This is a genomic window from Bradyrhizobium sp. SZCCHNR3119 (assembly GCF_032487775.1).
In the GTDB taxonomy this organism is placed as follows: Bacteria; Pseudomonadota; Alphaproteobacteria; order Rhizobiales; family Xanthobacteraceae; genus Bradyrhizobium.
Genome location: NZ_JAUEUV010000001.1, coordinates 647954 through 673904, shown reverse-complemented (window position 1 = coordinate 673904; position 25951 = coordinate 647954). Strand labels below are relative to the sequence as shown.

Here is a 25951-nt window from a genome sequence, read left to right as displayed (position 1 = left end):
TTCTATCGGTCCTGAAGGGCCCCTGTCTCAACGCGACTGGCTGGCCGCAAGAGCACGGTAAAAATCGTCTTCGTCGCAAACGATATGAGAGGGTGGCCCATGTGATGCTGCCTCGCGGAAGTCTACGGTACGCCCGGAAGGCACCGTTTTGTCGCGCTCAGCGGCAAATTGTGCGAAAAACACCTGCATCGCGCGTGCCACGCCGTCCGCGGTTATCGAGCGTGCATCTTCGGCAAAATATACGCTGGCGTTCTTTGCCGTCGTGATGATCTCATAAGACGCGAAATAGTGCACATTTTCGTGGCGCCGCACCATCTCCTCCGCGGTCACACGAAGCACGCTCTTGGAATAGGTCGTCGCTTGCAGAACGTGGCGCGGCTCCATCGTCGCCACGAGCGGCACCGGTGACACGGTGAGGATGATCTGCAGCTTGGGATTGGCCGCCGTCATCAGGTTGACGGCTTCGGTAAGATAGGCCGTGGTCTCAGCGACAGAGAGGTTTGTAAACGCGTATTTTGAATCGTCGTAGTCGCCCGCGCTGCCACAACCCGGGCAGGTCGGATACGCGGTGCCGTCCACTCTGGATACCCAGCATTCCGTCAATCCGAGCGTGAAGATAAAGACGTCGGCAGTCTCGATCAGCTGACGCACCGCTTTGAGGTGCTGCTTGAGATCCGCCTCCGCCTCGATCATCGAGGCGAACCCCTTGGGGGCAATGCGGGGCCGTAGCAGATCGAAGACGCGACCCTCGCTGTTGGTCCAGAATTGATCTGCCGGCTTGAATGCGCCGAACGCTCGCTGGAGCAGCTGCAGAAGCTGCAATGTCGTGTAGATGTTGCCGTAACGAGCAGAGAACACGCCAAAACCGAAGCGCTCCTCCTGCTCGGGCGTCAGGTATCCGGGCGCTTTTTCGGTCACATAGTAATTGTAGTCGCGGTCCTGCAGCGCACGAGAAATGTGTTGTGCAAAGCAACTGCCTGCCGACGCAATGCGCGCGTCGTGCTCGAACCGAAAGGTGGACTCCAAATGAGGATTTAGATCCGAGCTCGAGCGATCGGCGACGGCCTGACGCCAAAAGCTGGTCGGCGGAAGCGCGTAATACGGACAGCTCATCTCGTTCTGGCCCCGGGAGCGCTGGTGTCTGCAAGTAGGTCGCGAACTCAAGCCGAACGATCAAGCCGACCGTGGCTTCATCCCGCGGTAGGAATGAATAATGAACTTCGTGCCCTGGATCGAATAGTCGCCGGAGTGGCTGGCGACGATCTTGAACCGGTTGACGAGGTCTGCCCAAGCCTTCCGTTCACCGGCTTCCGGATCGGCCTCGTTGCAATTCCAGTCATCGAAGCAGATCACTGCTCCCTTGGAGACAAAGCCGCGCTCGAAACAAGGAACCAGCGCATCCATGGTCGACGAGTAGAGATCGCCGTCGAAGTGGATCAAGGCAAGTCGAGTGTCGTCGGGCAGCGTCTTGACGGTATCGGCAAACCAACCCTCGTAGATCTGGACCCGGCTCGGCGGAATGATCGCCTCGACCATCGTTTGCAACTCGGCGGCACTAAGGATCCGGCAGCCGCCCCTGGACCAGGTTCCGGACTTCACGTGCTGCGACTCGAGGTCGACCGTCGCGGTGATTTCCGGCAGGCCTTCGAAACTGTCGAAGAGACGAAGTTTCCGTAGCGGTTGATTTGGCTGGTAGCGCGGGTCAAAGACCATCGCATTGGCGAGCGTACGCGCTGTGAAGCCGCCCATGGTGCCAAACTCAGCGATGTCGCCCCTCACGTCGGCACTATTGATGTACATCACGCTCAGGGTCAGCGTGCGCGCGATCTCCTTGGCCGGCAGGATCAGCACGTCGTCAACGTCGAAAAATAGATAGGGGGCGCTGATCTTGTGCGCGTCGAGCCGCTCGAGCGCCTCGGTCTGCTTGGTGCGTGGCTCGGGCTGGGGCGGAAGTTCGACGGCCGGCGGTCCCGGCTCAGGCTTCGGTGGTGTCGGTTCAGGCTGGCGACTGGGACCGGCTTGAGGCGGCTCCAGCGGCGCTTGGCCCATCAGTGCGCGCTTGATGGAACGCAGGCGGAAGAGGGTCTGGGGCGGCAGGCCCTCGGCGATCGCCACCTTCAACGATTTGGTCATCGGTTGTCCCCTCCACCCTTGTCGCAAGCGCCCGCTCTCTATAGAGTTTTTTTGCGAAATTCGCAAAATCGGCCGGATGTTTTGTAGCTTTCTTTTTGGCCGCTCCCTCTCTCCTACGTTGCCTCAGGGCGTCCTATTGTGAGTGCGAGTGGGGCAGATCGAGACGCTCGTCGCGCATGTATTTCATGACGATGATCGATGTGATCAGGTCACCCGAGACAACGAAGAAGATGTCGATTCCGACGATGCCGCTTCGCAGATAGGCCAGCCATATCCTGCAATTGACCGTTGATCAACCACTCGCTGCAATGGTGGAACGCTGCAGCCCGGGCTCCAGGTTGACGTGGTCCGGATCCGAACCGGACCCCTTCGTAGAGGGACGCTACAGGTGGATCACGGCCACAGGCCGAATTCGTGTTGCTTACCCGGAGTTGCATGGCAGCCTTGGAGGCTCATCACCAACGGCTCAAGCAATCTCTTGAGTGCATACTGCGCCCAAAAAGCGATTTCGCCAGCACGTTCAAAACGATCACCTCTGTCCAGATGTCGCGCAAAAAGATTTCGCTTGGCGTGTCGGGCAAATCACCAGCATTCTCTTGCGCAACCCACCTCATGAAGAGGGGCGGATCGCGATCGTCACGAACGTGGAGGTGGGCGGCGGTGGGCGGATCGGCGTTGAGCATGATCATCATGCAGACGACAACGGCGAGACGCACGGTCAAGTCGCGTGGTCCTGACACCCCGACGCTGGTGTCCAGCGCAACGCGCGTCAGCGCGTTGTCGCGATATGGTGGCCAAAAAGCCCGGTGCACCAGGGAGAGCGCGAAGTAAGCCGTCAACCCACCGCGCAGGGAAGGCCGGGATGTTTCGGCTGAACCTGTGGTTCCTGCCCCGTGCATTCTTGTCTGCACGGGGGCCATGGGGGCGGCCAGCTCCCGGCCTTTCCTGCGCCCTCTCGATCGAGAGGGGAGTACGGTCGCAGAACTCGGGCGCCGAATGCGCCGCGAGAAGGCCGGCTGACGTCTGTACCTCAGCTCATTCGAAGAAGATGAACTCGTGGTCGCCGGTGTAGCCGGAGCGCTTGAACTCGAAGGCCCATTCCTCGGGGGTGTGGAAGATGCGGCAGGTGAGCTGCCAGTACATCAGGTTCACCTTCTCGCGCTCGTTGCGGTAGCCCTCGACGCAGAGATATTTGGCGCCGCGGCTGACGCGCTCCATCTCGCGCAGCGCTGCGTCGAGATCGTAGTTGTAGAGATTGTGCAGCGTGTTGATCGAGATGACGAGGTCGAAATGCTTGTCGGGAAACGGCAGCTTGGCCGCGGTGCCGACCTGGCAGAACGGCTTCACGCTTTCCATCGTGTGCTCGACGCCATAGGAGGAGACGTCGATGCCGGCGACCTCGAGATCCGGAATGGCCTCGCGGAAATCGTGCAGGATGAAGCCCTTGCCGGAGCCGACGTCGAGCACGCGCATGCCAGGCTTGATGCCGTAGGTCGCGATCATCGCATCGGCCACCTTGCGCCAGCGGCCGTCATATTTGTAGCCGCCATAGCCGGTCTCGCGGCTGCCGTCCCAATAGTCGTAGTCGTACTTGATCGCCATTTCCGCGACGTCCGCCTTGTCGCGCTGGGTGACGCGGGCGAGGTAATCGCGCTTGGTCGATTTGTGGACGAGACTGACGAACTCGCGATAGGCCATGAATTTCTCCGGAGAGGTGGGGATGTTCGATTACGGGGTGTCGTCGGCGCCGACCAGCTCGAGCTTCGCCTCCGCCTTGGCGAGCTGCGCGGCACAGCGCTCGGCCCAGGCGCCGGTGTCAGCGAAGGCGCGGCGAGCCGCGCCGAGCGGCAGGAAGTCGTTGAGGATGATGCAGGTCCACTTGATCTGGTAGGCATCGAGCAGCAGGCGGCAGCGCGCCACACTCGCGGCATCGAGCCCGAGTCCCTGGGTCAGGCGCTCTATGAAATGCTCGTGCACTGCAAGCGGCACCGGCACCTCCGGCTGGCAAAAGAAGTCCGAGACCAGCTTGGCCGGATCGTCGCGGCCGGCATATTCGAAATCGAGGAAGGTGAGCTTGCCGGCATCGTCGATCAGCGCGTTGTGGAAGCCGAAATCGGACGGCGAGAGGCAGTTTTGATCGGCGGAAATGGCTGCGTCCAAGGCAAGCCCTTCGGCGGAGGCGCCGCTCAGAATGCCCGCCTTCACGGCCGCCCAGGTCGGCTGCAGCTGCGCCGACACCAACTGCCGGGCCTCCGCGACATGCGGCACCTCGGAATCGAGCGTCGCGAGTCGCGCCACGCGCCGCTCAACGGTCGCAATGTGCTCGGCGAGCGAGAAGCACGCCTCCGATCCCGGCGCCAAAGCGGGGCGGGGCCGGGCATTCACCGCGAGCACGAATTCGATCGCGGCCTCGACATGACCAGGCGTCAGCTCGGCTGCGGTGAGCTTGCGCCCTTCGATAAAACTGTACAGCCCGGCCTGCTCGGCACGGTCGCAGGCCAGCGGCTCGGGCACGGCGCGGATGCCGCGCGACCAGGCGTGGCTGATGAAGCTCCATTCGGCGCCGAGCCGGTCGCGGCTGTCGCGGGCGTCGGTGAAATAGCGCTTCAGCACCAGCGGGCCGTCGTCGGCCTCGAGACGGTAGACCTGGTTGTTGCGGCCGCCGGCAAGCCGGGTCAGCGCCTTGGGGGCAGGCCGGCCGGCCTGCGCCGTCAGGCGCTGCGCGAGCGCCAGCAGCGCGGCATCGGTTTCGTTGACCGCCTCAGGCGCGTTCACGGGCGAAATCCGCCGCGATTTCCGCCCAGGAGCCGCGGCGCTCATACGGCGTGGCCTGGCTTGCGAACTGGCCTTCCGGATCGAACAGGATCTTGCGCGTACCGTCCGGAAAGCCGCTCATGCCCAGGATTTCCGGCAGGTCGTCGACGAACACCTCGCAGGAGAGCGCATGCGCGCGGGCGACCTTGTCGTCCTTGGTCAGCTCGAAGAATACTCGCGCCGGATCGATCTGCGCCGCCCCCGAGCCCATCAGGCCGCGATCGGTCAGGAAGCCGCGCGCGGCGGCGTGCATGTCGTGCTTCGGCCCGAGAATGGGGTGCCTGGTCTTGTGACTGACGATGAACAGGTCATGGCCCGCGGCCCGGGCCGCGGCGACGAACTCGGCGAAGCCGGGGTAGGGCGATACCAGGTCCATGCGGGCGCCGTAGACATAGCCCTGCAGCTCCGTGAAGTCGTCCTTGCGGCCGGAGCCGTTGAGGTGGTCGCGCACGCTGTTCTTGTCTCGGCCGAGGTCGGCCGGGATCAGGCCGCGCTCCAGCGCGGCGGCGTGGAACACGCCGTCGTAGCAGGCGATCGTGTTGTCGAAGTCGATCCCGATCCGCATGGCCTGGACTTAAGCCAGCGACATGTCGATCAGCGGCCGGCCGACCTTGCCGGCGGCAAGGTCCTGCAGCGCCTGGTCGGCCTGGGCGAGGCTGTAGGGCTTGGACAGGAGATCCCGCACCGGGAAGCGGCCGGAGCTCAGAAGCCGTCCGTAGCGGCCGTAATCGCGATCCGGGACGCTGTCGCCACCCCAGGTGCCCAGCAGGCTCTTGCCCTGGTTGAAAACGCCGGGATTGAGCGGCAGCACCGCGCCATGCTTGGCATTGCCGATCACCACCGCGCGGCCACCCTGCTGGCGGGTCGAATTGATCGCCTGCTCCATGACGGCGGGGATGCCGGAGGATTCGACCGCGAGATCAACGCCCTGCGGCACGATCTTTTTGATCTCGGAGAGCACGTCGCCGGAGGCGTCGATCACATGGGTCGCGCCATAGAGCTGGGCCAAGGCCCGGCGTGTCGGGTTGGGGTCGATGCCGATCACCGGCATGGCGCCGGCGAGCGCCGCCGCCATCAGCGCGTTCAGGCCGATGCCGCCGGTGCCGAACACGGCCACCGCATCGCCGGGCTGGACCTTGAGCACGTTGTAGACCGCGCCCATGCCGGTCGGCGCCGCGCAGCCGAGCAGCACGGCGACATCCATCGGCAGGTCCGGCGGCAGCAGGGTCAGGCGGTTCTCGCTGACGACCGAATGGCGCTGGAAGGTGGTGACGCCGCCAGCGTTGACCTTCTTGCCGTCCCAGTCATAGACGGCGCCGCCGGCCTCGATGCCGCTGCCCTTGATCCAGGACAGCACGACCTTGTCGCCGACCTTGACCTTGGTGACGGCGCTGCCGATCTCGAGCACCGTACCGGTGCCTTCGTGACCCAGGCAGTGCGGGACCCATTTGTCCTCGCCCTTGTCGCCGCGCCATTCCATCACCTGGGTGCCGCAGGCACCGGAATAGGCGATCTCGACCAACACCTGCCCGGGCTTCAAGGCCGGGGTCTCGATGTCGGCCAGGACCAAGGGTTGGCCGGTCTGGACCAGGAGCGCAGCTTGGGTCTTCATGACATTTCTCAGTTCAACGCGTGGGCGATCTTGTCGGCGATCTGGTGGCCGGTGAGCCCGAGCACCTCGCGGGCATATTCCTGCTCGCCGGACTTCTTGAAGAAGGCGTCGGGCGTGCCGAAGCGCAGGAACTTCTTGTGCTGCGTTTCGCTGTCGGCGAGCCACTCGGACACGGCGGCGCCGAAGCCGCCGATCAGCGAATGCTCCTCGATGGTCGCGACCAGCTTGAAGCGGGCGAAGGCTTGCTTGAGCTTCTCGTCGTCCAGCGGCTTGACGGTGTGGAAGCTGACGACCTCGGCCGAGATGCCCTTATCCTTCAGCTTGTGCGCGGCCTCGATCGCCTCGGGCAACATGTTGCCCGTCGAGAGCAGGCAGACGTCGGAGCCTTCCTCGATCGTGATGGCCTTGCCGATCTTGAAATCCGCAATGGGGCCCTTGTGAACGACCGGCTCACCCTTCTTGCCCATGCGGATATAGACCGGGCGGTCCTGCTGCATGGCCGCGCGCAGCGCGCCGCGTACTTCGAAGGCGTCGCCCGGGCAGATCACGACCATGTTCGGGATCGAGCGCAGGAACGAGATGTCCTCGCAGGCGTGATGGGTCGGGCCCAGGCCGGAATAGGCGAGGCCGGCGCCGACCGCAACGATCGTCACCGGTACTTCGTGATAGCAGACGTCGGTGCGGATCTGCTCCAGGCAGCGCGTCGTCACGAACGGGGTGATGGTGTAGGCGACCGGGCGCAGGCCGTTCATCGCCATGCCGGCGGCAACGCCCATCATGTTCGCTTCGGCCACGCCGCAGTTGAAGAAACGCGACGGGTGCTTGTCCTTGAACTTGTCGAACAGGCGGTTGCCGATGTCGCCCGACAGCATGACGACGCGGCTGTCCTCGTTGCCGAGCTTGGTCAGTTCGTCAGCGAATGCGTTTCTCATGACAGGCCAAGCTCCTTGAACGCCTTCACCACCTCGTCCGCAGTCGGCGCGCGATAATGCCAGTTGTTGTCGTCCTCCATGAACGACACGCCCTTGCCCTTCACGGTATGCGCGATCAGCGCCACCGGCTTGCCGGAGCCGTTCGGGATGTTCTGCATGGCTTCCGCCAGTGCGCCGACGTCGTGGCCGTCGATCTCATGGGCATCCCAGCCGAAGGCGGCCCATTTGTCGCGCAAAGGCGCCAGCATCAGCGTCTCGTTGGAGCGCGCGGTCGCCTGCCACTTGTTGTAGTCGACGACGACGCAGACGTTTTCGAGCTTCTGGGCGGCGGCGAACATCGCCGCTTCCCACACCGAGCCCTCGTTGTTCTCGCCGTCGGACAGCAGGGCGAAGACGCGGTAGCTCTCGCCCTTGATCCGGCCGGCCAGCGCCATGCCGCAGCCGAGCGGCAGGCCGTGGCCGAGCGAGCCGGTGGCGGCCTCGACGCCGGGCAACAGGTTCGCGGGCGGATGTTCGGCCAGCCGGCCGCCGTCCTGGCAATAGGTGTCGAGCTCTTCGATCGGGAAGTAACCCTTCATCGCCAGGGTCGCGAACAGCGCCGCGGCGGCGTGGCCCTTCGAGAGGATGAAGCGGTCGCGCAAGGGATCGCTCGGCTTGGCGGGATCGATGTTGAGCACGTGCCAATAGGCCGCGGTCAGGACGTCGGTGCAGGACAGCGACGAGGCGAGATGGGCGGCTTGCGCCTTGTGCGACATCTCGATGATCTTGCCGCGCAGCCTGGCGGCCTGCGCCTTCAGCGCAGCCGTATCAGGACTGCTCGCGGTGCTCCGGACTGCAACGTTCATCGTGCTCTCCAGTGGCGCTTCGCAAACGAAGCGCGGGGTCGTCGGGGGCGTCAGGGTTTGTGGTCGTACTTGGTCGGCAGCTTGGCCATATCGGACTCGAACCGGCGTGCCCAGGCGATTACGTCGTCGATGCCTTGTTCAAGCGAGAACGTGTCGCGCCAGCCGAGCTCGGTGCGCAGCTTGAAGCTGTCGAGCGTGTAGGCGGTGTCCTTGCCGGGACGCTCCGGTCCGATCTCGACACAGTCCTCGAACTTCTTGCCGAGGCGAGCCAGGATCATCTCGACCAGGGTGCGGATCGAGACCAGCTCATAGCCGGAGATGTGATAGGTCTCGCCGAGCGTGCCCTTGCGCCCGATCTTCACGGTAGCGTCCGACACGTCGGTCATGTGGATGAACACGCGCACCGACTTGCCGCCGCCGTCGAGGCGCAGCTTCTGGCCGGTCATCGCCGCCACGATGGTGCGGGGCACGATCCGGTAGAGCTGTTGCCCCGGGCCATAGACATTGGCCGCGCGGGTGAACACCACCGGGAACTGGTAGTTGGCGAAATAGGTGCGCAGGCTCATGTCGCCAGCGGCGCGCGACACCGCATAGGGGGTCGAGGGGTTGAACGGCGCGTCCTCGCGCACCCAGCCCTCGGTCGAGCCGTAGACCTCGGGCGTGGTGACGTGAACGTAGCGCTCGAGCCCGTCATAGTTGCGCAGCAGGTCGTGCAGCCGCACCGCAGAGACGACGTTGGTCATCATCCAATGGTCGGGATAGAGCCAGCTCTCGCCGACCATGCTCTGTGCTGCAAAATTCACCACGTGGGTCGGCCGCTCGGCCGCCAGCAGCGCCTTCAGCGCGTCGAGATCATGGTTGAGGTCGATCCGCTTGAATCGCACGCTGCCCGGCCGCTTCTGCCATTTGTACGGCAGGAAAGCGTCGTGCGGCTCGTCGGAGCGGCTGGTCGCGATCACGTCGTGACCGGCTGCCGCGAGGAAGTCGACGAAGGTCGCGCCCGAGAACGAGTTCGAGCCCAGGATCAGATACTTTTCGTGTCCCGCCATCGTTTGGTCCGTCAGCCCTCACGTGCAGGGGTGATGTCGCCACGCTGGGCGTATAGCCATTGCATGATCATGTGGCCGATCACCATCTGGGCGTCCTCGGCGATCTGCATGTCGTTGACCGCGAAGTGGATCGGCACGTCGGCGAGCGCCTTGGCCTTCCCGCCGGAGAAACCGAGCACGGCATAGCTGGTCATGCCGAGCTTCTTCGCCTCTTCCAGGGCCTTCAGAATATTCGGCGAATTCCCGGAGCCGGAGAAGGTGATCAGCACGTCGCCCTTGCGCGCGAGCACCGCGAGCTGCAGCGAGAACACCTGGTCATAGCCTTCGTCATTGGCGAGGCAGGTGATGACGGAAGGATTGGCCGCCAGCGAGTGCACGCGCAGGCCCGAACCGGGCGTCTTCGACAGTGCATAGAGATAATCGTTGGCGAGATGGTTGGCGTTGCCGCCGCTGCCGCCATTGCCGCAGAAGAACACTTGGCGGCCGGTCTGCCAGCAATCGCGTAGCTCATAGGCGAGACGCTCGACCGGGCTCCAGTCGAAGTCCTGTAGAACGGTGCTGAAACGGCTGGTGTAGTCGGCGAACAGCTTGCCGGGTGTCTGGAAAGCGAGGACGTTCATTTCACGACTTCCTTTTCCATCCATTTGAGATTGTACCAGCGATCGTCGTTCTTGAGCTGACCTTGCGAGTACATCCCGATGATCTCCTTGATCGCGTCTTCCACCGTTTTTTTCGGGCGGAAGCCGGTTGCCAGGAGGCGGTCGGAATTGACGCGGTAGCTGCGAGGGTCGTTGGACGGCGTCACCACGACCTCCGCCGGCACGTGCTTGGTGACGAGCCTGGCGATGTCGAGGATCGAAATGTTCTCGAACCCGGCATTGTAGACGCCGGTGTGCTCTGGGTGATCGAGCAGGAAGAGATAGAGGTCGGTGATATCGTCGATGTGGATGTTGGGCCGGGTCTGATCGCCGCCGAATACGGTGATGCGGCCGTTCATCAAGGCCTGCATCGTTAGCATATTGACCGAGACGTCCAGGCGCTGCCGGGGGGAGTAGCCGCAGACCGTGGCGGGGCGCACGATCTGCACGACCATGTCGTCCTTGTAGGACAGCACGATACGCTCACCGCACATCTTGGTCTTGTTGTATTCGGAGATCGGCAGCAGTTCGAGATCCTCGGTGACCTGCTCTTCTTCCTTCACGCCATACACGCTGCCCGACGATGCGTAGATGAAACGCTTGATGCCGTGGCGGTAGGCACGGTCGGCGAGCTGCATCGTGGCGAGGCAGGAGATCTCCCATGTCAGCTTGGGATCGAGATCGCCGCAAGGGTCGTTCGCGACGCTGGACAGGTGAATGATCGCATCAACGCCGTTGAGATCGATCTGATCGGGGTTGCGAACGTCCCCTTGGACAACCGTAAGGTCGGGATGCGGATCGAGGAAGTTGCCGAACCACATGATGTCGAAGGCGACCACCTGATGGCCGGCTTTCAGGAGCTTGGGAACCAGCACGCTCCCCTTGTAGCCGCATGCACCGGTCACGAATATCTTCATTTGCCGATTTCCCCGTCGCTCGCTGCCGCCTCCCGACCTCGGTCGGGCGCACCCTATCAATTATGGCAGGAAAACGCGATCAGCCCCAGCGACGTTAGCCGCCCTCAAGCGCCCCCACCATGGCGCGGCTTGTGCTTAAACTCCAAATGCGCCCGGCGCAAGCTTTCCGGGTTGCCGATATCCCGATGATAACCTGCAGTTTCCACGCATAAAATTCGCCCCAAATAGTTCGGGATGATTTCGGTGGAGAGATCGACGATCGGTTTTCCGAGCGCCGCAACGTCCTCGATCACCTCCGGTTCGAAAATGTAGACGGCGCCGTTGGCGAGGTTCCCGGGCGGGTTCTGGACCTTCTCATGAAAGGCGATGACCCTGTTTTCACGATCCAATTCCAGGATGCCGCATGAACTCGGATCGTCGGTGCGGAACGCGAGCATCGTCATGATGCACCCGGCCGGTCGCCCGCGATGAGCGGCGATCAGGGCGGCCACATCGAAGTCGGTCAGGTTGTCGGCATGGGCGACGAGGAACGGCTCGCGACCAAACCAGTCTCGGTTGGCGAGGACGGTGCCGCCGGTCCCCAGCAATTCATCCTCATGAACGAGGTCGATGCGGGAGCGCCAAGGGGATTCCGCCACGTGGGCGCGCACTTGATCGGCAAGCCAATGGGTGTTCAGCAAGGCGCGTTCGACGCCGCCCTCAAAGACCAGGTCCAGCCAGTAATCCAGCAGCGGGCGACCATGGATATGGACCAGGCATTTCGGCGTCGTATCGGTCAGCGGGCGCAACCGACTGCCAATTCCAGCCGCGAGAAGCAGCGCGCGCATCAAAGCATCCGTTACTCTTGGCTGAAGCCGGTCTCGTCGATTTCCCTGACCAGCTCCGCGGTGGTCAGCGGCAGATTGCCGACCCGCGACACCTGCAACGCCGCGGCGAGCGAGCCGAGATAGGAAGCCTGCCAGACATCGGCGCCGGCGCGCAAGCCCATCGAGGAGGCCATGAAGAAACTATCGCCGGCGCCGGACACGTCCTTGGGCGAGGGATTGAAGGCGGGCAGGCGATCGGAGGTGAATGTACCGTCTGCCATCGTGTTGATCAGTGCGCCTTCCGCGCCGAGCGTAATCACGAGATTCTTGGTTCGCGCGCGCTCGACCAGCCGCTCGCTGATGACCGCAAGTCCGGAGATGAAGTCGTTGAGCGCGACGCGGGCCTCGCGTTCGGTCGGCGTCAGCAGGGTCATGCCCTTGAAGCGCGATACATCGCCGGTTTGCGAGGAGACCTGGCTGTCGGCCGCCATCATGACCCCCTTCGCCCGTGCCAGGTCGGCGATCGCATCCACCAAATCCTGCGGCAGGCAGCCATAATTGAAGCAGGAGAACAGCAACAGATCGCTGGTCTTGAGCGCCCGCTCCACGGCGGTCAGCATCTGCTTCTGGATGTCGGCATCGGCCGCATGCTGGCGCAGATGATTGACCCGTAGCAGCGTCTTGTTCAGTGCGCGAAAACGCTGTTTGCGCGTGGTCGGACGGCTCTGATCGGTGAAATGTTGGAAATTGACGCCGTGCTGTTCGAGCGTATTGCGGGCAAAATGTGCGGCTTCATCCTCGCCGACCAGCGTGAAAAAGCTGACGTCGGCGCCGAGGCCGTGCGCATGGGCCGCGACGGCACCGGCGCCCCCGACGAAGGTACGCGTCATCAGCGGGGTCACCACGATGGTCGGATCTTCCTGCGACATGCCGACGGCATCGCAGGTGACGTATTCATCGACGATCAGGTCGCCGATCACGGCAACCCGCATGCCGGCGAGCTTACTGAGCAGGCCCTTCAGCTGCGAGATGTCGAAGCCGTGGCGCTTGGGAAATTCGAGCGGCTTCCTGACCGTGGAGATGTCGATATTGGCATCGCGTTCCAAAAGCGCCAGCGAGGTGAAACGCAACTCGCCGGAGGAGAACAGCAGCCTGCCGCCGTAGGCGTCCACCGCCTCCTGCTCCGGATTGGCGCGATCCTCGAACTCCTTCCCCTTGACCACGATGGTCGGCTGGAGCTGGCGGATGAAGGCTGTCGCGGAATCCTCCAGGCGAACCGCGTGGTGCACGAACGAGATCGAGCGCACGTTGTCGAGCCGCATATCCTGCGCCAAGGTCACGCCGGGCGTGGAATCCGGATTGACGCCGACCACCAGGACGTCGGCCTGCTCAGCCGCAAATTTCAGAAGCCGCAGATGCCCGGGATGCACGACATTGAAATTACCCGAGACAAACGCAATGGTCTGGTCGGGCTGGCACGAGGCGCGGATCGTCTGACAGACCTGGTCCGCACGTGATGTATCGATCAGGTGGTCCAAGGATTTCGTCTCCGGCTTACTCGAATTCCGACGCATAATAGCCGGCAAGCGCGCTATCAGTCCCGCCGATTCGACGGCGAAGCCGGACCGATACCTCAACTGATCGGTTCAGAGAAGCGCGTTTATGAGGCGAATCCCCGGATTCCTCTCTACCCCGAAAAATCAAAGGAATTCCTCCGGGTCGCACCATCAAGGGGTTCCGTTCGCAATGCCGACGCGTTTATCGTGGCTGGCGCCGGCCAATACATAACTTGGTCTTGCGTTCGACACAATCCTGGCGCGAGGCCTTAACCATGCCGTTATGAGCGATTGGCGAAGGTCAGATTCGAGGTGTCCGGAGTGGGAGTGGGGCAGAGACAATTCATCGGCTCATTGACCGGCCTGCGTTTTGTTGCAGCGGCGACGGTGGCGGTGGGGCACGGGGCACTGTCGCTGCGGCAGGACTGGCTGTCGCAATTGGTGGCGCAAATCAGCAGCGTCGGCATGACGCTGTTTTTCGTGCTGAGCGGGTTCGTGCTGTGGTTGAATTATGCGGCGAGCTTCCGAACGATGCCGCTCAGCGGCGCATTGCGCGAGTTTGCCGTGGCGAGGTTTGCGCGCCTTTATCCGATGTATGCGGTCGTCGTACTCGGCATCGTCGGCTACCTCATGGTGTCGCGCGGTGTCGACCTTCGCTCGCTCGGATTCATCCTGACGATGACCCAGGCTTGGTTTCCGGCGCTCGGAGCAACCATGATGGTCGCTGTGGTCGCCTCGCTGCGGCACCTCTGGTCGATCAGCGTCGAACTCTTCTTCTATCTTTTATTCCCGTTAGCGTGCTTTGGCCTCCGGAGGGTCGATCGGCCGCCGATGATCGCATTGCTTGCGCTGCTCAATCTTCTGGTCTTTGCGGTCGCGATCTGGGCGTCCTTTAGTCATGGGACAGCTTTGCTGAGAGCGATCGCCCCGAGTCTCGGCGATGGCGGGATGCAGTGGCTGACCTATTATTCACCGTATCTGCACATCTCTCAGTTTCTGGCGGGCTGCTTTGCGGCAATGGCTTATATGCAGCTGGAAACGAGGAAGATCGGCGAACGAGAGCAGGCCGTCGTCGCTGTCTTGTTCTGGTTGGCCGTGGCCGGGCTGCTAGCCGTGCCGGTGGCGTTGTTCCTCCAACCCGGATGGGGCGACTTCGCGGTCTGGATCGAAATCTCCGTGCGGCTCGTCGAGGTCATCTGCTTCTCGGTCATTCTCGTTGCGGCGAGCCGATATGGCCATGCCGGCTTTCTCGCGACGCGGGCCGTGGTTGTCGGCGGGGAATGCAGCTATTCGATCTATCTTCTGCATCCATTTCTCATTCGGCCCGCGATGATCGGAAACCCGGACACACCGTCGGTTGTAGAATTTGTGTTGCGCCTCGGCCTGTATGTCGCGATCATAACCGCAGTGGCGTGGGTGACATACACGATGATCGAAGCACCCTGTCGCGCTTGGCTGCGGAGCGCGCTCGGCACCAGCGCGCCGCGGGAGGTCCTACCTGCAAGATGGCGACTACCGCTCGCACCCTGAATGAGCTCCCGCCCAGGAGCCGCAATCTACGCGTCTACCTGGTCGCATTGGCGGGGAGCTGTTCCGCCGTTGCGCTGCTTATCGCGCTTACGGCGTCGTGGCTGTCCTACGATGGAGGTACCGCGCACGATTTTATTTCGCAGATCGCACGCGACGGCGATGCCAACTGGTATCGCAATTTCGGTGGGCGCAGCGTACCCCAGATTCAGGATCAGGATATCTTCTACAGCAATATCGGATCTTCCGTGGCGTCGGTCAAGAATGCGGATATCGTATTCCTCGGCCCATCGTTCGTCAGCTACGCCATCGATCGCCAAACCCTCCAGTCGTCTCCGGAGCTCGATCGGCTCAAGATTTACAATCTTGCTTTTGTCGGTCTGCGTGGCGGCGAATTCTCTCGCCGGATCATCGAACGCTGGAAGATCCGCGCGCCGCTCTGGGTCATTAATGTGGACGATCAGTTCGTGCATTTCTTCAGCGATGACCTGAATGTCACCCTTGGGCCGCAAAAGGTGCCGATCGCGGCGGTCCAACGTGACCGGATCCGCGGCTTTATGACGGTGGTGGGACGCAATCTCCGCTGGCGGGTCGAGGATGCGATCGCTGCCCTCGAGACCGGCCATTTTTCGCCGATCGGGATCTATCGCAACGTCGCCAATGGCGATATGGCCCTTGACGTCAATCCCGCCTATCTCGCCGCCGGTAACGGGCCGATGCGGCTTGCGCGCGATCCGGACTGTCATACCAACGCGGATATCGTTGCTTACGGCAAGCGGTTTCTGAGTGAGATCGGCGGTCGTGCCGTGCTGATGCTGGTGCCGCACAGCCAGGCCTGCGTGCAGCAGGCACGTGAACTGGCCGACGCGCTCGGAGTGGAATTCATCGCGCCCTCGTTCGACGGGCTGACGACTGTCGACGGCGGCGGTCACCTCGACAGGAATGGAGCGCAGCGATTTACACGCGAACTCGCCGCGCAACTGATCAAGACAAATGCCTTCAGGCAGGCTGTGCGGGCAAGGCCGGCAATGTGAATTGTCGGACTGCTCCGCACCTATCGCTCCCGATGCGGGCGGCGAATTCTCAATGATAGAGATCGAACGGTTCGCCGGCGGACCGTTCGAGGTCGGCCGCGAGGGCTTTCTTGTCGATCTTGGGAAAGAGTTCCTGGAAATCCTTATGATCGAGCAAGGCGAGGAAGGTGCGGAGCATGCCACGTTCCGATGGATGGGCCGGATCGAAGAAATTGCCGGCATCCGCCGCGAACGGCGCACGGCTCATATCAAAGAAACGAATGCCAAGCTCGGATAGCCGCTGGACCGTCGCTTCGCTCCGCAACTCGCGCCACAGGCCTGAATAGGGCCGGTAGGTTTCGTCATTGTCGAGGAAGTCAGTCGCGCTCTTCAGAAAGGGGTACTGGACGGCCACGACGCTAAAGTCGCGTTGCCGCGCCAGCTCCGAGAGGCGCGCGAGTTGCCGGAACTGCAAATCGCTCAGATGCTGAGCACCAGGGAATGACGATGTGACGTATTCGGCGCCCTTGGCCAGAGTCTCGGAGGATGTCAGCCGATAGCCTGGAGCAACGAAGATCGATCCGTCGTCACGGAAGCCGAACTGACCACGGATGGCCTCGGTTCCGATCAGTCGGTTGTGGTCGATCGGTTCGTACTCATCCCCGGTAACGGCGGCTTTGATGGTGTCCCAGCGCCAATTCGTACGCACGCCGAAATCTACTACGTCGTGCAGCTTGCGCTGGTAGGAGTCGATGCCCTGGCGATAGTCCATGGTTCGCTCCTTGCGCCAGACGCTGGCCAGCCAGTCGCCGAACAGGAAGTAATCGAGCGCCACGATCACCACACGGGGCCTGCGATCCGACGTCGCCCGATCGACGAAGTCGACGATATGCTCGAGTGGCCACGCCGTCAGGCATGCATTATACGCGTTATAGGGACGAAACATCTGCGCACGGGCTTGGCCGCAACGCGAGCTTCCGACCAGGAGCACCTCGGGCCGGACCAGCTTGATCCGCTCGAGCTTATAGGGGGCGTAGTCCTTGAAGTTACCGAGCCACAGCACCTTGTGGTCGGCCTGCTGTTCCCCGGCAATGGTCGAAAGTGGAACTGTGGCGCCCAGGCGCCAGCCGGCCCATTCGAGCGTACCAACCAGCGGAAGGAACAGGACGGCGTATAGCGCCAAGACAACAGCGGAATAGGGCAGCAACGGTATGATTCTCCCGCAAGTTGCGAAGGCGCAAGGCAACTATCTAGGAGGCTAATGGTTCCACAATCCGTGTAATTTCGGGGTTGGGGACAACTGCGGTCGGGAACCCGCTGGTATTGCACCACGGTTCCGGTATTATGGAACCCGATTTGTATCGAGTGCTGGAATGCTGAGGACAATTTTGGTGGGGGCCGCCGTGTTCGCGTTGGCGGCGGGTCTCGTGGGTATCATGTGCGTGTTGCGATACTATGGCTCCGAAGGTGCGTGCGGAATGAGCTCCCAACACCGCGAGCTTGGAGCTGCGATGTTGATTGGTGAGTGCTACTAGCTCGGGCTCCGCGCGACCTGGCCAGGCATTAGAACTGGAAATACAGGAACTGCGAGTTATCCCCGGCGATGATGTTCATCAAAATGGCCGCGACGAGGCCAAGCGATGTTCCCACCGCCCAGACGACGGATGGGCGCCAGCTCACGTTCAGCAGGCTCCACGGGCGGGGATTGTGGTAGGTCTCGATACCGACCTTCCACTGCGCGAACATGGCGTTCACGTTCGGGAGCGCGAGACAGGCGAGATAGCCCGCCAAGATCATCAGCATCTCCCGGTGATCGACCAGTGACGTCGGGCCGATCTTTTGCGGGTTGGACAGTCCGATCATGCCCTTGATCACCCGGATCGCGGCATTCGGATTGTCGGCACGGAAGAACACCCAGGCGAGGACGACCGCGATCTGGGTGAGGCAGAGGCTTGCAACAGGGTACCAGAAGGAACGGCTCAAGCGTTCGAGCGCGGGACGCTTCTGCGTCAGCGCGGTCCAGCGATGGTTGATGATCAGGAACAGTCCGTGCAGCGCGCCCCAGATCACGAAGGTGAAGCCCGCGCCGTGCCAGAGGCCGCCGAGCAGCATCGTCAAGAACAGATTCCAGTAGCGGCGCTGCTCGCCGTGGCGGTTTCCTCCCAATGGAATGTAGAGATAGTCGCGCAAGAAGCGGGACAGGGAGATGTGCCAACGGCGCCAGAACTCGATGATGCTTTGCGACTTGTAGGGCGAATCGAAATTGAACGGCAGCCTGATACCGAACATGGTGGAGATGCCGATCGCCATGTCGGAATAGCCGGAGAAATCGAAATAGATCTGCAGCGAATACGCCAGCGCTCCACCCCAGGCGTCGGCCATCTGCAGGTGATTCGAGTTGGCGGCCTGGAACACAGGACTGGCCATCAGGCCGAAGCTGTCGGCGATGAAGGACTTCTTGAACAGCCCGATCGTCAGGATGGTGAGGCCGATCGCGATCTTCTCGGCCGATATTCTGCGGCTTTCGTCGGACCCGAACTGGGGCATCATCTCGCGGTGATGCAGGATCGGCCCGGCGATCAGGTGGGGAAAATAGGTGACGAACAGGCCGTATTTCACGAAGCTTCCTTCGTGCGGATAGCCGCCATAGACGTCAGCCAGATAGGCGATCTGTGTGAACGTAAAAAACGAGATGCCGAGCGGCAACACGATCGCAAGCGCAGGATGTTTGGATGCGGTAATCGCGTTGAAGATCTGGATGCCGAAATTGGTGTATTTGTAGAAGGCGAGCGCGCCGAGATTGGCGGCGATCGCGACCGCGAACAGCCAGCCGCGGGGCTTACCCTTTTGCTGCGCGATCAGCAGCCCCATCGCGTAGTTGAAGACGATGGACACCACGATGATCGGAACGAAGTGAACATCCCAGTAGCCGTAGAAGGTCAGGGAGGCGAGGGCGAGCCAGCTCAGCCGCGCAACGGGCGCCTCGACGAACCGGGCCAGAAGAAAATAACCCGCCAAGGTTGCAGGGAGAAACAGGAACAAAAACTCAAACTGCGTGAAGAGCATGTGAGTGTTTCCCCGCGTTGCTTAATGTGACTGCGATTTATCAATGATTGGCACGTCTGCCAAGTTTGGGTGGAATCTTCTCGTCGGCCGACACGCGCGGGGGTGAAATTGTGGTTGGACGCGTGGACATATCGGTCATCAAGATTCCAGAGGAAACCCGCAGGTTCTCGTCTTGCGCCTCACAGCCGCTCTGTTATAGCTACGTATGGACAGGTTGAGGGCCTGCGCAGCCCGTTGCGGAACCCTTGTCTGTCGGTCTTCTCTGTCGGTCTTCCTCATTCCAACCCATTAGCTTCTGACTCCTCCACGTCTGATCGCTGCTGCTGCAATCCATGTCGTTCAGAGATCGAGCCGTTCCGACATGGCCACCTTCGCGCCTGTGATGTCACCCAGTCTGGATTCGGTTTCAGGTGCGAATCGGGCCGTACCGTCGTCGTGGTCGACGATATGAGGCGCGGCCGATCTGCAGATCGCTTCGTCGAAGGGCAATCAAGTTGCGAGCAAGAGCTCGCGTCCCGTGTTCCACGGACATCAGGTTTCTGCGGGGGGCACAACTCAGACGGGCCGTCCTCCTTGCCCTTAATCTCGGTTGCTCATGATCAAAAGCGCTGAATTGACGCCTCAAAGCTTCACGTTCAAGCGTGCCGCGCGGAGATATCTGGGCATTTTGGTCTGCCCGTTCCTCGTCGTGGGGTTCATTTTCTCGGGCTTTATATTGCCGTCCAGCGGCGGAGCCGTTCCGGACTACTTCTCTCAAATCGCGCGCCCCGCGGACGCGAACTGGTATCGCGATTTCGGGGGCAGAAAAATTCCCCAAATTCAGGATCAAGATGTTTTTTATAGCAATGTCGGCTCTTCGGTCGCCGCGGTGAAGGCCTCGGATATCGTGTTTTTAGGGCCGTCTTTCGTAAATTACGCGATCGACCGCGGGACATTGCAGTCTGCTCCTCTGCTGGACCGGCTGAAGATCTATAACATGGGCTTCGTCGGTATCCGTGGCGGCGAGTTTTCCCGACAGGTGATCAATCGCTGGAACATCCGGGTCCCGCTCTGGGTGATCAATGTCGATGATCAGTTTGTGCATTTCTTCAGCAGCGATCTCAATGTGACCTTGGGACCCGAGAAGATACCGGTCGAGGCCGTCAGGCGTAATCGAATAACCGGCTATCGCACCGTCGTCGGCCGCAACACGCGATGGCGCATCGAGGATATCGTTGCGGCCTGGCAGAATGGCCAGTTTGCGCCGACGGGCCTGTATCGCAATGTCTCGAATGGAGACATGACGCTGGATGCCAATCCGGCCTATGTTGCCGACGGTAACAAGCCGATGCTTTTGGCTCGCGATCCGAATTGTCAGACGACGCCTGAGATCGTCAACTACGCGAGGGTTTTTCTGCGGGAGGTCGGCGGCCACGTGGTCTTCATGCTGGTGCCGCATAGCCAGGCTTGCGTGCAGCAGGCGGTGCAATTGGCCAAGGCGTTGAATGTCGAGTTCATCTCGCCGTCATTTGATGGTCTTACGACCGTCGACGGAGGCGGTCATCTCGATAAAAAAGGAGCCGAGAAGTTTACCAAGCGCCTTGCGGCGGAGCTCGTCAAGACCGAAGCGTTCAAGCAGGCATTCGGCGACATCAGTTCGCGGCAGCCTCGAGCGAGTCGCTAACGCCTGCCTTGGCCGGCCATCGGTCGCTCAAGGTAACCGGCAATCGAATTCTTGTGGCCCAGTTGTGATCAATGATGCCTGGGCCTGTGCCGGATATCTGGGTCTCTATTCAATGGCCATCTACACATCTGCGCGGATATGCGGCACGTTGGTTGTTACTTGGCCATCTGCAACGAACTCAACATCTTCCGCTTTGATCGAGCCACGCTCTATGATAGTTGCTTCAACTGAAGGTGATCAATTCTCAGTATTGGTCTGCGGGCTGAGGCGGCCGAACCGCTCTTGGCAGCATCGATTTTTTAAACCTGGGAGCCGGAGCCAGCGTTTCATCTGACATGAGCAGTGAGCGCACGGTCGGTTCTTCGCCCGTCGGAAGAGAGGCGGGCACGATGGATTCGTCGATTTGGAAGGCATAGCGGCATGGCATTCCGAAAAGCGGTCGGTGGCCTGCGGTCCCGGCGTTCGATTTATCTGGCTTTCCTGATCGTCGGAAAGCTGCTCAATCTGCTACCTCATCGTGCCGTCTTTCTGATCCTCGTGGGATGCGATGCCTTGCAGCTTCGGGGGCGCGGGCGTCTGTGTCAGGCCTATTTTCCCTATGTCGTATCTTATCTCGCCGATCGCCCCGACTTTCGGTTTTGGAGCGCACCTTGCCGTCCCTTCAGCAAATCGGCGGGCCGGGTGCTCGTTGGAATCGGGGCCTATGCGGAAGCGTACGAGCGGATCATCGCGGCCGGGCTCGTTTCGGTTTCGGCGGATCTCTCTTATGCGCTGCTTCGATCGATATTTGAGCTTGGCGAGTTTGAAAAAGCCCGCGAGATCGTGCCGCAGATCAAGCAGGAACACGTGCAGTCCCTGGCGAGACTGGCGTTTCTGAAGGCTGCATTTGACATGATTGTCGGCGACGAGGCTGCGGCGCTCGAGAGCATGTTCTGGGCATGCCGCAACGATCTGTCCTTGCTGCGCCCGCATCAGAACATCGCGGCACGCCCATCAAATACATATCTTCCGAATCCTCTCGATTTTCTTTGCCGCGAGCCCGGGCGACTGTTCGATCTTTGCAACTTCGCCGGTCAGCGCGTCACCCATGTCGGCCGCGGCGAGGTCGGTGTGCGGCTCTATGAACGCGCTTTGGATGCGCAATCCGAGCTGCAGGGGCAGATGCCGCCGCAGCTGTCGTCGGCGCTGGAGACTCAGCTCGCGAAACTCGGGGTTTCGCTTGGCGAGTTCTGGTTGATTCCGGAGGAGTGGTCGACCCAGATCGGCCATCTCGGAATGCTCGACATCCTGTTTCGGATGCGTGAGCTCGGATGGTGGTCGGGCAGGGCGGTGCTGGTGGCGCGTCCCGAGCTGATTGCCAATCCGGCCTTCTTTCGCCTGTTCGAAGAGCTCGGCAAGGTGGTCGTGATCGGAGAGACCGTGTCTGAACAGCTCGGCGAGGAGCTGCTTTCGCTGCAGCGCTGGTACGGGCTGAATTTCAATGCCTTCCGTCTGCCGGATGGACGCGTCGTGCCTTGGCAGGACGCCGGCGCGCTTGCGATTGCCGAGTGGGAGCGGCAGGGGCGCGGGCATCCGTTGCGCGAGGCCTATGATCGCGTTTACGGCTCAGCGGGCACTGCAGACGCAGCCTTTCGGCAGATGCGCCAGGCTTGGGGCATGGGGCCCGAGGATTGGTATGTGTGCCTGCATACCCGTGACGCCGCCCATTATCTGGAGTTCAACGGTACCGGGCAGAGCCATCGGAACGCGCCGATCGAGACGTCCTTGGATGCGATCCGGTACGTCACGGCTCAAGGCGGCTGGGTCATCAAACTCGGCGGTCCGAACTCGCCGAAGCTGCCGCCCCTGGAACGGACCATCGACTATGCATTGAGCGATTTCCGCTCGGAACTGATGGACATCCATCTGATCCGGCACGCGCGGGCGTTCATCGGGACGACCTCCGGATTGACCAATGTCGCGATCAGCTTCGGGGTGCCCTGCGCCATCGTCAATGCGATCACGACAGACGCGCAGCTCTGGAACAAGAATGTTCGGTTCGCGCTGAAACCGGTTCGCTTGCGCGATGGGACCATGCTCACCCAGCGCCAGCTCACATCCTCGCCCTGGCGCTGGCGCGTGTTCGATGCGGCTGTGCTCGGCCGCAGCGGCGCACACCCCGGGAATAATTCGACGGAGGAGATCCTGCAGACCGCCAAGGAGGTGGTGGAGTTGGCAAGCGGACGCGCCGCGGAATTCGAGGCCGGATATGACACGGAGGCGCTGTTGTCGCGCTGGCAAAGTCAGCTGAGCTCAGCGTATTATTATGGCACCAGCCGGCCGAGCCTCGACTTTCTCGCCCGATACCGCGACGAGTTCCTGGCCGGCCCACCGACGGAAGGCTGAACGATGCGGCGCAGTGCACGCAGCTTGGGTGGTACGCCATGTGCGGCATAGCAGGCCTGCTCCGCCCCGGCGGTGGTGATGAAAACCTGTTAGCCGGTTATGCCGGCCGGATGACCGAAGCGCTGGCGCATCGCGGCCCCGATGCCTCGGGACTCTGGACCCAGGCAGAGGCGGGCGTTGCGTTCGGGCATCGGCGGTTGTCGATCCTCGACCTGTCCGAGGCCGGCGCGCAGCCGATGCGCAGCGCATGCGGCCGCTTCACGGTGACCTTCAACGGCGAGATCTACAATCATCTCGACATTCGTGCGGAGTTGGAGGTAGCCGGCGCCGCGCCCAACTGGCGCGGCCATTCGGACACCGAAACGCTGCTCGCGGCCGTGAGGCAATGGGGCATCCCGGCAACGCTGCAACGGATGATCGGGATGTTCGCGTTCGGGCTCTGGGATGCCGATGCGCGTACGCTGACCTTGGCCCGTGACCGCTTCGGCGAAAAGCCGCTCTATTATGGCTGGAGCGGCGCGGATCTCGTCTTCGGCTCCGAATTGAAGGCGCTCGCGGCGCACCCGGATTGGGCGCCCGTGCTGGATCGTTCGGCGCTCACCGCTTTCATGCGCTATTCCTATGTGCCTGCACCGGCTTCGATCTGGAATGGAATCCGAAAGCTGCCGCCGGCATCCTTTGTTACCTTCGCGGCCGATGCAAGGTCCGGCAGCTTGCCGCAGCCGCAAGCCTATTGGTCGCTGCGTGATCAGGTCGTGGCCGCGCAGCGCCGGCGCCTGATCGACGAGCGCGAGGCGATCGACGAACTCGAACGGTTGTTGTCCATTGCGGTCAAGCGGCAATGCCTATCCGACGTGCCACTGGGCGCGTTCCTGTCCGGCGGCATCGATTCCTCGACCGTCGTCGCCCTGATGCAGGCCCAGGCCAGCCAGCCGGTCCGCACGTTCAGCATCGGCTTTGCCGAAGGTGCCTATAACGAGGCGGAGGATGCCCGCAAGGTCGCAGCCCATCTCGGCACCGCGCATACTGAGATCTACGTCGATGCTAAGACCGCGATGGACGTGATCCCCGGTTTGCCGCGCATGTATGACGAGCCGTTCGCGGACTCCTCCCAGATTCCGACCCATCTGGTGTCTCAGATGACACGCCGGCATGTGACGGTGGCGCTATCGGGAGACGCTGGCGACGAACTGTTCGGCGGATACAACCGGCATGTCTGGGGCGGGGCGCTGCAGGCGCGCTTGGGCCGCCTGCCGGTGACCTTGCGCCGAGCGGCTGGTACGCTACTCGGCGCCGTTGCGCCGGAGCCGGCTGATACGATCCTGAAGCTGCTGCAGCCGCTTTTGCCGGCGCGGTTGAACGTGCGCCACGCCGGCGATCAGGTCGCCAAGCTCGCCCGCATCATCGCGGCCGACTCGTTCGACGAGATGTATCGCTCGCTGTGTTCGATCGATGGCGAGCCGGCTGTAAGCGTTCTGCACGGCGAGGAGAGGGCAAGCTGGGCGGCGGAAGAGATGATGCGGATCGATGCGCCGCTCGATCCGCTCGATCGGATGACGCTGGCCGATTCCTTGAGCTATCTCAGCGACGATGTCCTGCAGAAGGTCGATCGCGCCGCAATGGCGGTGGCGCTCGAGACCCGGGTGCCGTTCCTGGACAAGGATGTCGTCGAATTCGCTGCGCGGGTTCCGCCGAGCATGAAGGTGCGGGAGGGACGCGGCAAATGGCTGCTCCGGCAGGTGCTGTACCGCCACGTTCCCTCCGAGCTGATCGATCGTCCCAAGACAGGTTTCAGCATTCCGCTCGATGCGTGGCTACGCGGGCCGCTCAAATCCTGGGCCGGCGATCTCTTGTCGCCGGCGCGGCTGCAGCGGCAGGGCTTGTTTGAGCCCAAGCGGGTGTCGCGCATGTTCGGCGAACACCTCAGCGGCCGGCACAATCATGCCTACTGGCTGTGGAACGTGCTGATGGCCGAAGCTTGGCACGACGCCTGGGTGACGGCGCGCTAGCCGGTTCGATACGGACGGTTCAGTCCTGGGCGGCGGCCGGAATGCTCATCGCGCCCGCGCCTTTCTCCGCGCTGAAGATCCAGACCAGTCCGCCCATGCCGCCGACGATGAAATAGACGGCCCCGAACAGGATCGAGACCACGGTGCCGTCGGCCGGAGCCAGCCCGGCGTAGCCGAACGCGACCATCATCGTTGCCTCGCGTACGCCCCAGCCGGCAATCGAGATCGGCAGCATCGTGATCAGCATGATCGGCGGCGTCAGCATGAACAACTGCTCGAAGTCGGCAGGTGCTGCGATCGAGCGCACCGCGCACCAGGCGATCACGACCGCAAGCACGTGGATCGACAAGGAGAGCACCGCGACCTTCACGCCCGTCGTCTTGCCGAAGATCACCTTGTTGGTGATCACGGAGCAGGCATGAACGTGCCGGGTCGGCCACCATGCCTTGATCCAGGCACCCGGCAGATATCCGAAGATCAGGAAGCCTGCACCGGCGGCCAGGGCCGCCATGTCGACTAGGACCAATGCGAGGCGGCCCTTCTCGTCCGCGATCATGCCATAGCTCCAAGGCAGGCTCGCGACGATGATCAGCGCCAGCGCGATGAACCCAACCGCACGGTCGGTGAGGATCGAATAGCTCGCCGCGCGCCAGCCGGCGCCGGTGCGGCCGATCAGCCACAACCGCACGGCATCGCCCCCGATCGACGACGGCAGGGTCTGGTTGAAGAACGCGCCGATCATGTTGTAGCGGAACGCCTGCAGATCGGTCAGCGGCGCGCCGCAAAGCGCGGAAATCTCCCGCCACCGGAGCGCGCCGATGAAGATCTGCACCAAGGTGATGAGAACGGCGAGCACGATCCAGCCGAGGCTGATCTGGCTCAGTCGCTCCCGGATGGCGGCGAAATTGATCCCGCGCAGGGCAAGATAGAGCAGGGCCAGGGATACCGCGATCCGAAGCAAAAGGATGAGAAAGGCACGCATTCAG

Annotated in this window: 22 protein-coding genes; 5 read left to right on the top strand and 17 right to left on the bottom strand. The window is 62.2% G+C overall.

What is annotated here, in order from left to right; genetic code table 11:
• Positions 1-27 precede the first annotated feature (27 nt).
• The 14 genes from QX034_RS03150 to QX034_RS03085 form a co-directional block, all read right to left on the bottom strand.
• The gene (locus QX034_RS03150; protein ID WP_315704407.1) at positions 28-1113 is read right to left on the bottom strand and encodes a GSCFA domain-containing protein; all 1086 of its coding nucleotides are present in this window, start codon (positions 1111-1113) and stop codon (positions 28-30) included.
• Between the two features lie 60 nt (positions 1114-1173).
• Entirely contained in the window at positions 1174-2133 is a 960-nt protein-coding gene (locus QX034_RS03145; RefSeq protein WP_315704406.1) for a TylF/MycF/NovP-related O-methyltransferase, read from the bottom strand.
• A 455-nt stretch (positions 2134-2588) separates the two neighbouring features.
• Positions 2589-2855, bottom strand: a complete 267-nt coding sequence (locus QX034_RS03140) for a hypothetical protein (RefSeq protein WP_315732584.1) — start codon at positions 2853-2855, stop codon at positions 2589-2591.
• A 313-nt stretch (positions 2856-3168) separates the two neighbouring features.
• Positions 3169-3831, bottom strand: coding sequence for a class I SAM-dependent methyltransferase (locus QX034_RS03135; protein ID WP_315704404.1), 663 nt, complete (start codon positions 3829-3831; stop codon positions 3169-3171).
• A gap of 30 nt (positions 3832-3861) precedes the next feature.
• Entirely contained in the window at positions 3862-4908 is a 1047-nt protein-coding gene (locus QX034_RS03130; RefSeq protein ID WP_315704403.1) for an aminoglycoside phosphotransferase family protein, read from the bottom strand.
• On the bottom strand, positions 4895-5512 hold the full coding sequence (locus QX034_RS03125) for a hypothetical protein (RefSeq protein WP_315704402.1): 618 nt from the start codon (positions 5510-5512) through the stop codon (positions 4895-4897). Before QX034_RS03125 ends, QX034_RS03130 begins: the two co-directional genes overlap by 14 nt.
• A gap of 9 nt (positions 5513-5521) precedes the next feature.
• Positions 5522-6559 carry a zinc-binding dehydrogenase gene (locus QX034_RS03120; protein ID WP_315704401.1) on the bottom strand — a complete coding sequence of 346 codons (1038 nt, stop codon included), beginning with the start codon at positions 6557-6559 and terminating at the stop codon, positions 5522-5524.
• An 8-nt stretch (positions 6560-6567) separates the two neighbouring features.
• Positions 6568-7491 (bottom strand): transketolase family protein, encoded by a 924-nt coding sequence (locus QX034_RS03115; protein ID WP_315704400.1) that lies wholly within the window; start codon positions 7489-7491, stop codon positions 6568-6570.
• On the bottom strand, positions 7488-8336 hold the full coding sequence (locus tag QX034_RS03110; protein ID WP_315704399.1) for a transketolase: 849 nt from the start codon (positions 8334-8336) through the stop codon (positions 7488-7490). Before QX034_RS03110 ends, QX034_RS03115 begins: the two co-directional genes overlap by 4 nt.
• Before the next feature lie 50 nt (positions 8337-8386).
• Positions 8387-9385, bottom strand: coding sequence for an NAD-dependent epimerase/dehydratase family protein (locus QX034_RS03105; protein ID WP_315751220.1), 999 nt, complete (start codon positions 9383-9385; stop codon positions 8387-8389).
• 11 nt (positions 9386-9396) lie between these two features.
• A complete protein-coding gene (locus QX034_RS03100) occupies positions 9397-10005 on the bottom strand; it encodes an SIS domain-containing protein (RefSeq protein WP_315704397.1) in 609 nt (202 codons plus the stop codon).
• Positions 10002-10940, bottom strand: a complete 939-nt coding sequence (locus tag QX034_RS03095) for an SDR family oxidoreductase (RefSeq protein WP_315704396.1) — start codon at positions 10938-10940, stop codon at positions 10002-10004. Before QX034_RS03095 ends, QX034_RS03100 begins: the two co-directional genes overlap by 4 nt.
• A 104-nt stretch (positions 10941-11044) precedes the next feature.
• A complete protein-coding gene (locus QX034_RS03090) occupies positions 11045-11767 on the bottom strand; it encodes a nucleotidyltransferase family protein (protein ID WP_316194996.1) in 723 nt (240 codons plus the stop codon).
• A gap of 11 nt (positions 11768-11778) precedes the next feature.
• Entirely contained in the window at positions 11779-13320 is a 1542-nt protein-coding gene (locus tag QX034_RS03085; RefSeq protein WP_410050936.1) for a PfkB family carbohydrate kinase, read from the bottom strand.
• 309 nt (positions 13321-13629) lie between these two features.
• Here QX034_RS03085 and QX034_RS03080 point away from each other — a divergent pair, with 309 nt between their 5' ends.
• Both QX034_RS03080 and QX034_RS03075 read left to right on the top strand, forming a co-directional pair.
• Positions 13630-14832, top strand: a complete 1203-nt coding sequence (locus QX034_RS03080) for an acyltransferase (protein ID WP_316194993.1) — start codon at positions 13630-13632, stop codon at positions 14830-14832.
• Entirely contained in the window at positions 14754-15863 is a 1110-nt protein-coding gene (locus QX034_RS03075) for a hypothetical protein (protein ID WP_315704392.1), read from the top strand. The genes QX034_RS03080 and QX034_RS03075 overlap by 79 nt, the downstream gene beginning before the upstream one ends.
• 49 nt (positions 15864-15912) lie before the next feature.
• Here QX034_RS03075 and QX034_RS03070 read toward each other — a convergent pair whose 3' ends face one another.
• Both QX034_RS03070 and QX034_RS03065 read right to left on the bottom strand, forming a co-directional pair.
• The gene (locus QX034_RS03070; RefSeq protein WP_315704391.1) at positions 15913-17049 is read right to left on the bottom strand and encodes a hypothetical protein; all 1137 of its coding nucleotides are present in this window, start codon (positions 17047-17049) and stop codon (positions 15913-15915) included.
• Between the two features lie 356 nt (positions 17050-17405).
• Positions 17406-18908 carry an MBOAT family protein gene (locus tag QX034_RS03065; protein ID WP_315704390.1) on the bottom strand — a complete coding sequence of 501 codons (1503 nt, stop codon included), beginning with the start codon at positions 18906-18908 and terminating at the stop codon, positions 17406-17408.
• Between the two features lie 595 nt (positions 18909-19503).
• Here QX034_RS03065 and QX034_RS03060 point away from each other — a divergent pair.
• From QX034_RS03060 to asnB, 3 genes are all read left to right on the top strand, one after another.
• Entirely contained in the window at positions 19504-20571 is a 1068-nt protein-coding gene (locus QX034_RS03060) for a hypothetical protein (protein WP_315704389.1), read from the top strand.
• 420 nt (positions 20572-20991) lie between these two features.
• Positions 20992-22956, top strand: coding sequence for a TIGR04372 family glycosyltransferase (locus QX034_RS03055; RefSeq protein WP_315704388.1), 1965 nt, complete (start codon positions 20992-20994; stop codon positions 22954-22956).
• Positions 22957-22994: 38 nt separating this feature from the next.
• Positions 22995-24965, top strand: coding sequence for an asparagine synthase (glutamine-hydrolyzing) (gene asnB, locus QX034_RS03050; protein ID WP_316194991.1), 1971 nt, complete (start codon positions 22995-22997; stop codon positions 24963-24965).
• 19 nt (positions 24966-24984) lie between these two features.
• On the opposite strand, the gene QX034_RS03045 is transcribed toward asnB, so the two are convergent.
• Entirely contained in the window at positions 24985-25947 is a 963-nt protein-coding gene (locus QX034_RS03045; RefSeq protein WP_315704386.1) for a lysylphosphatidylglycerol synthase transmembrane domain-containing protein, read from the bottom strand.
• Positions 25948-25951 lie beyond the last annotated feature (4 nt).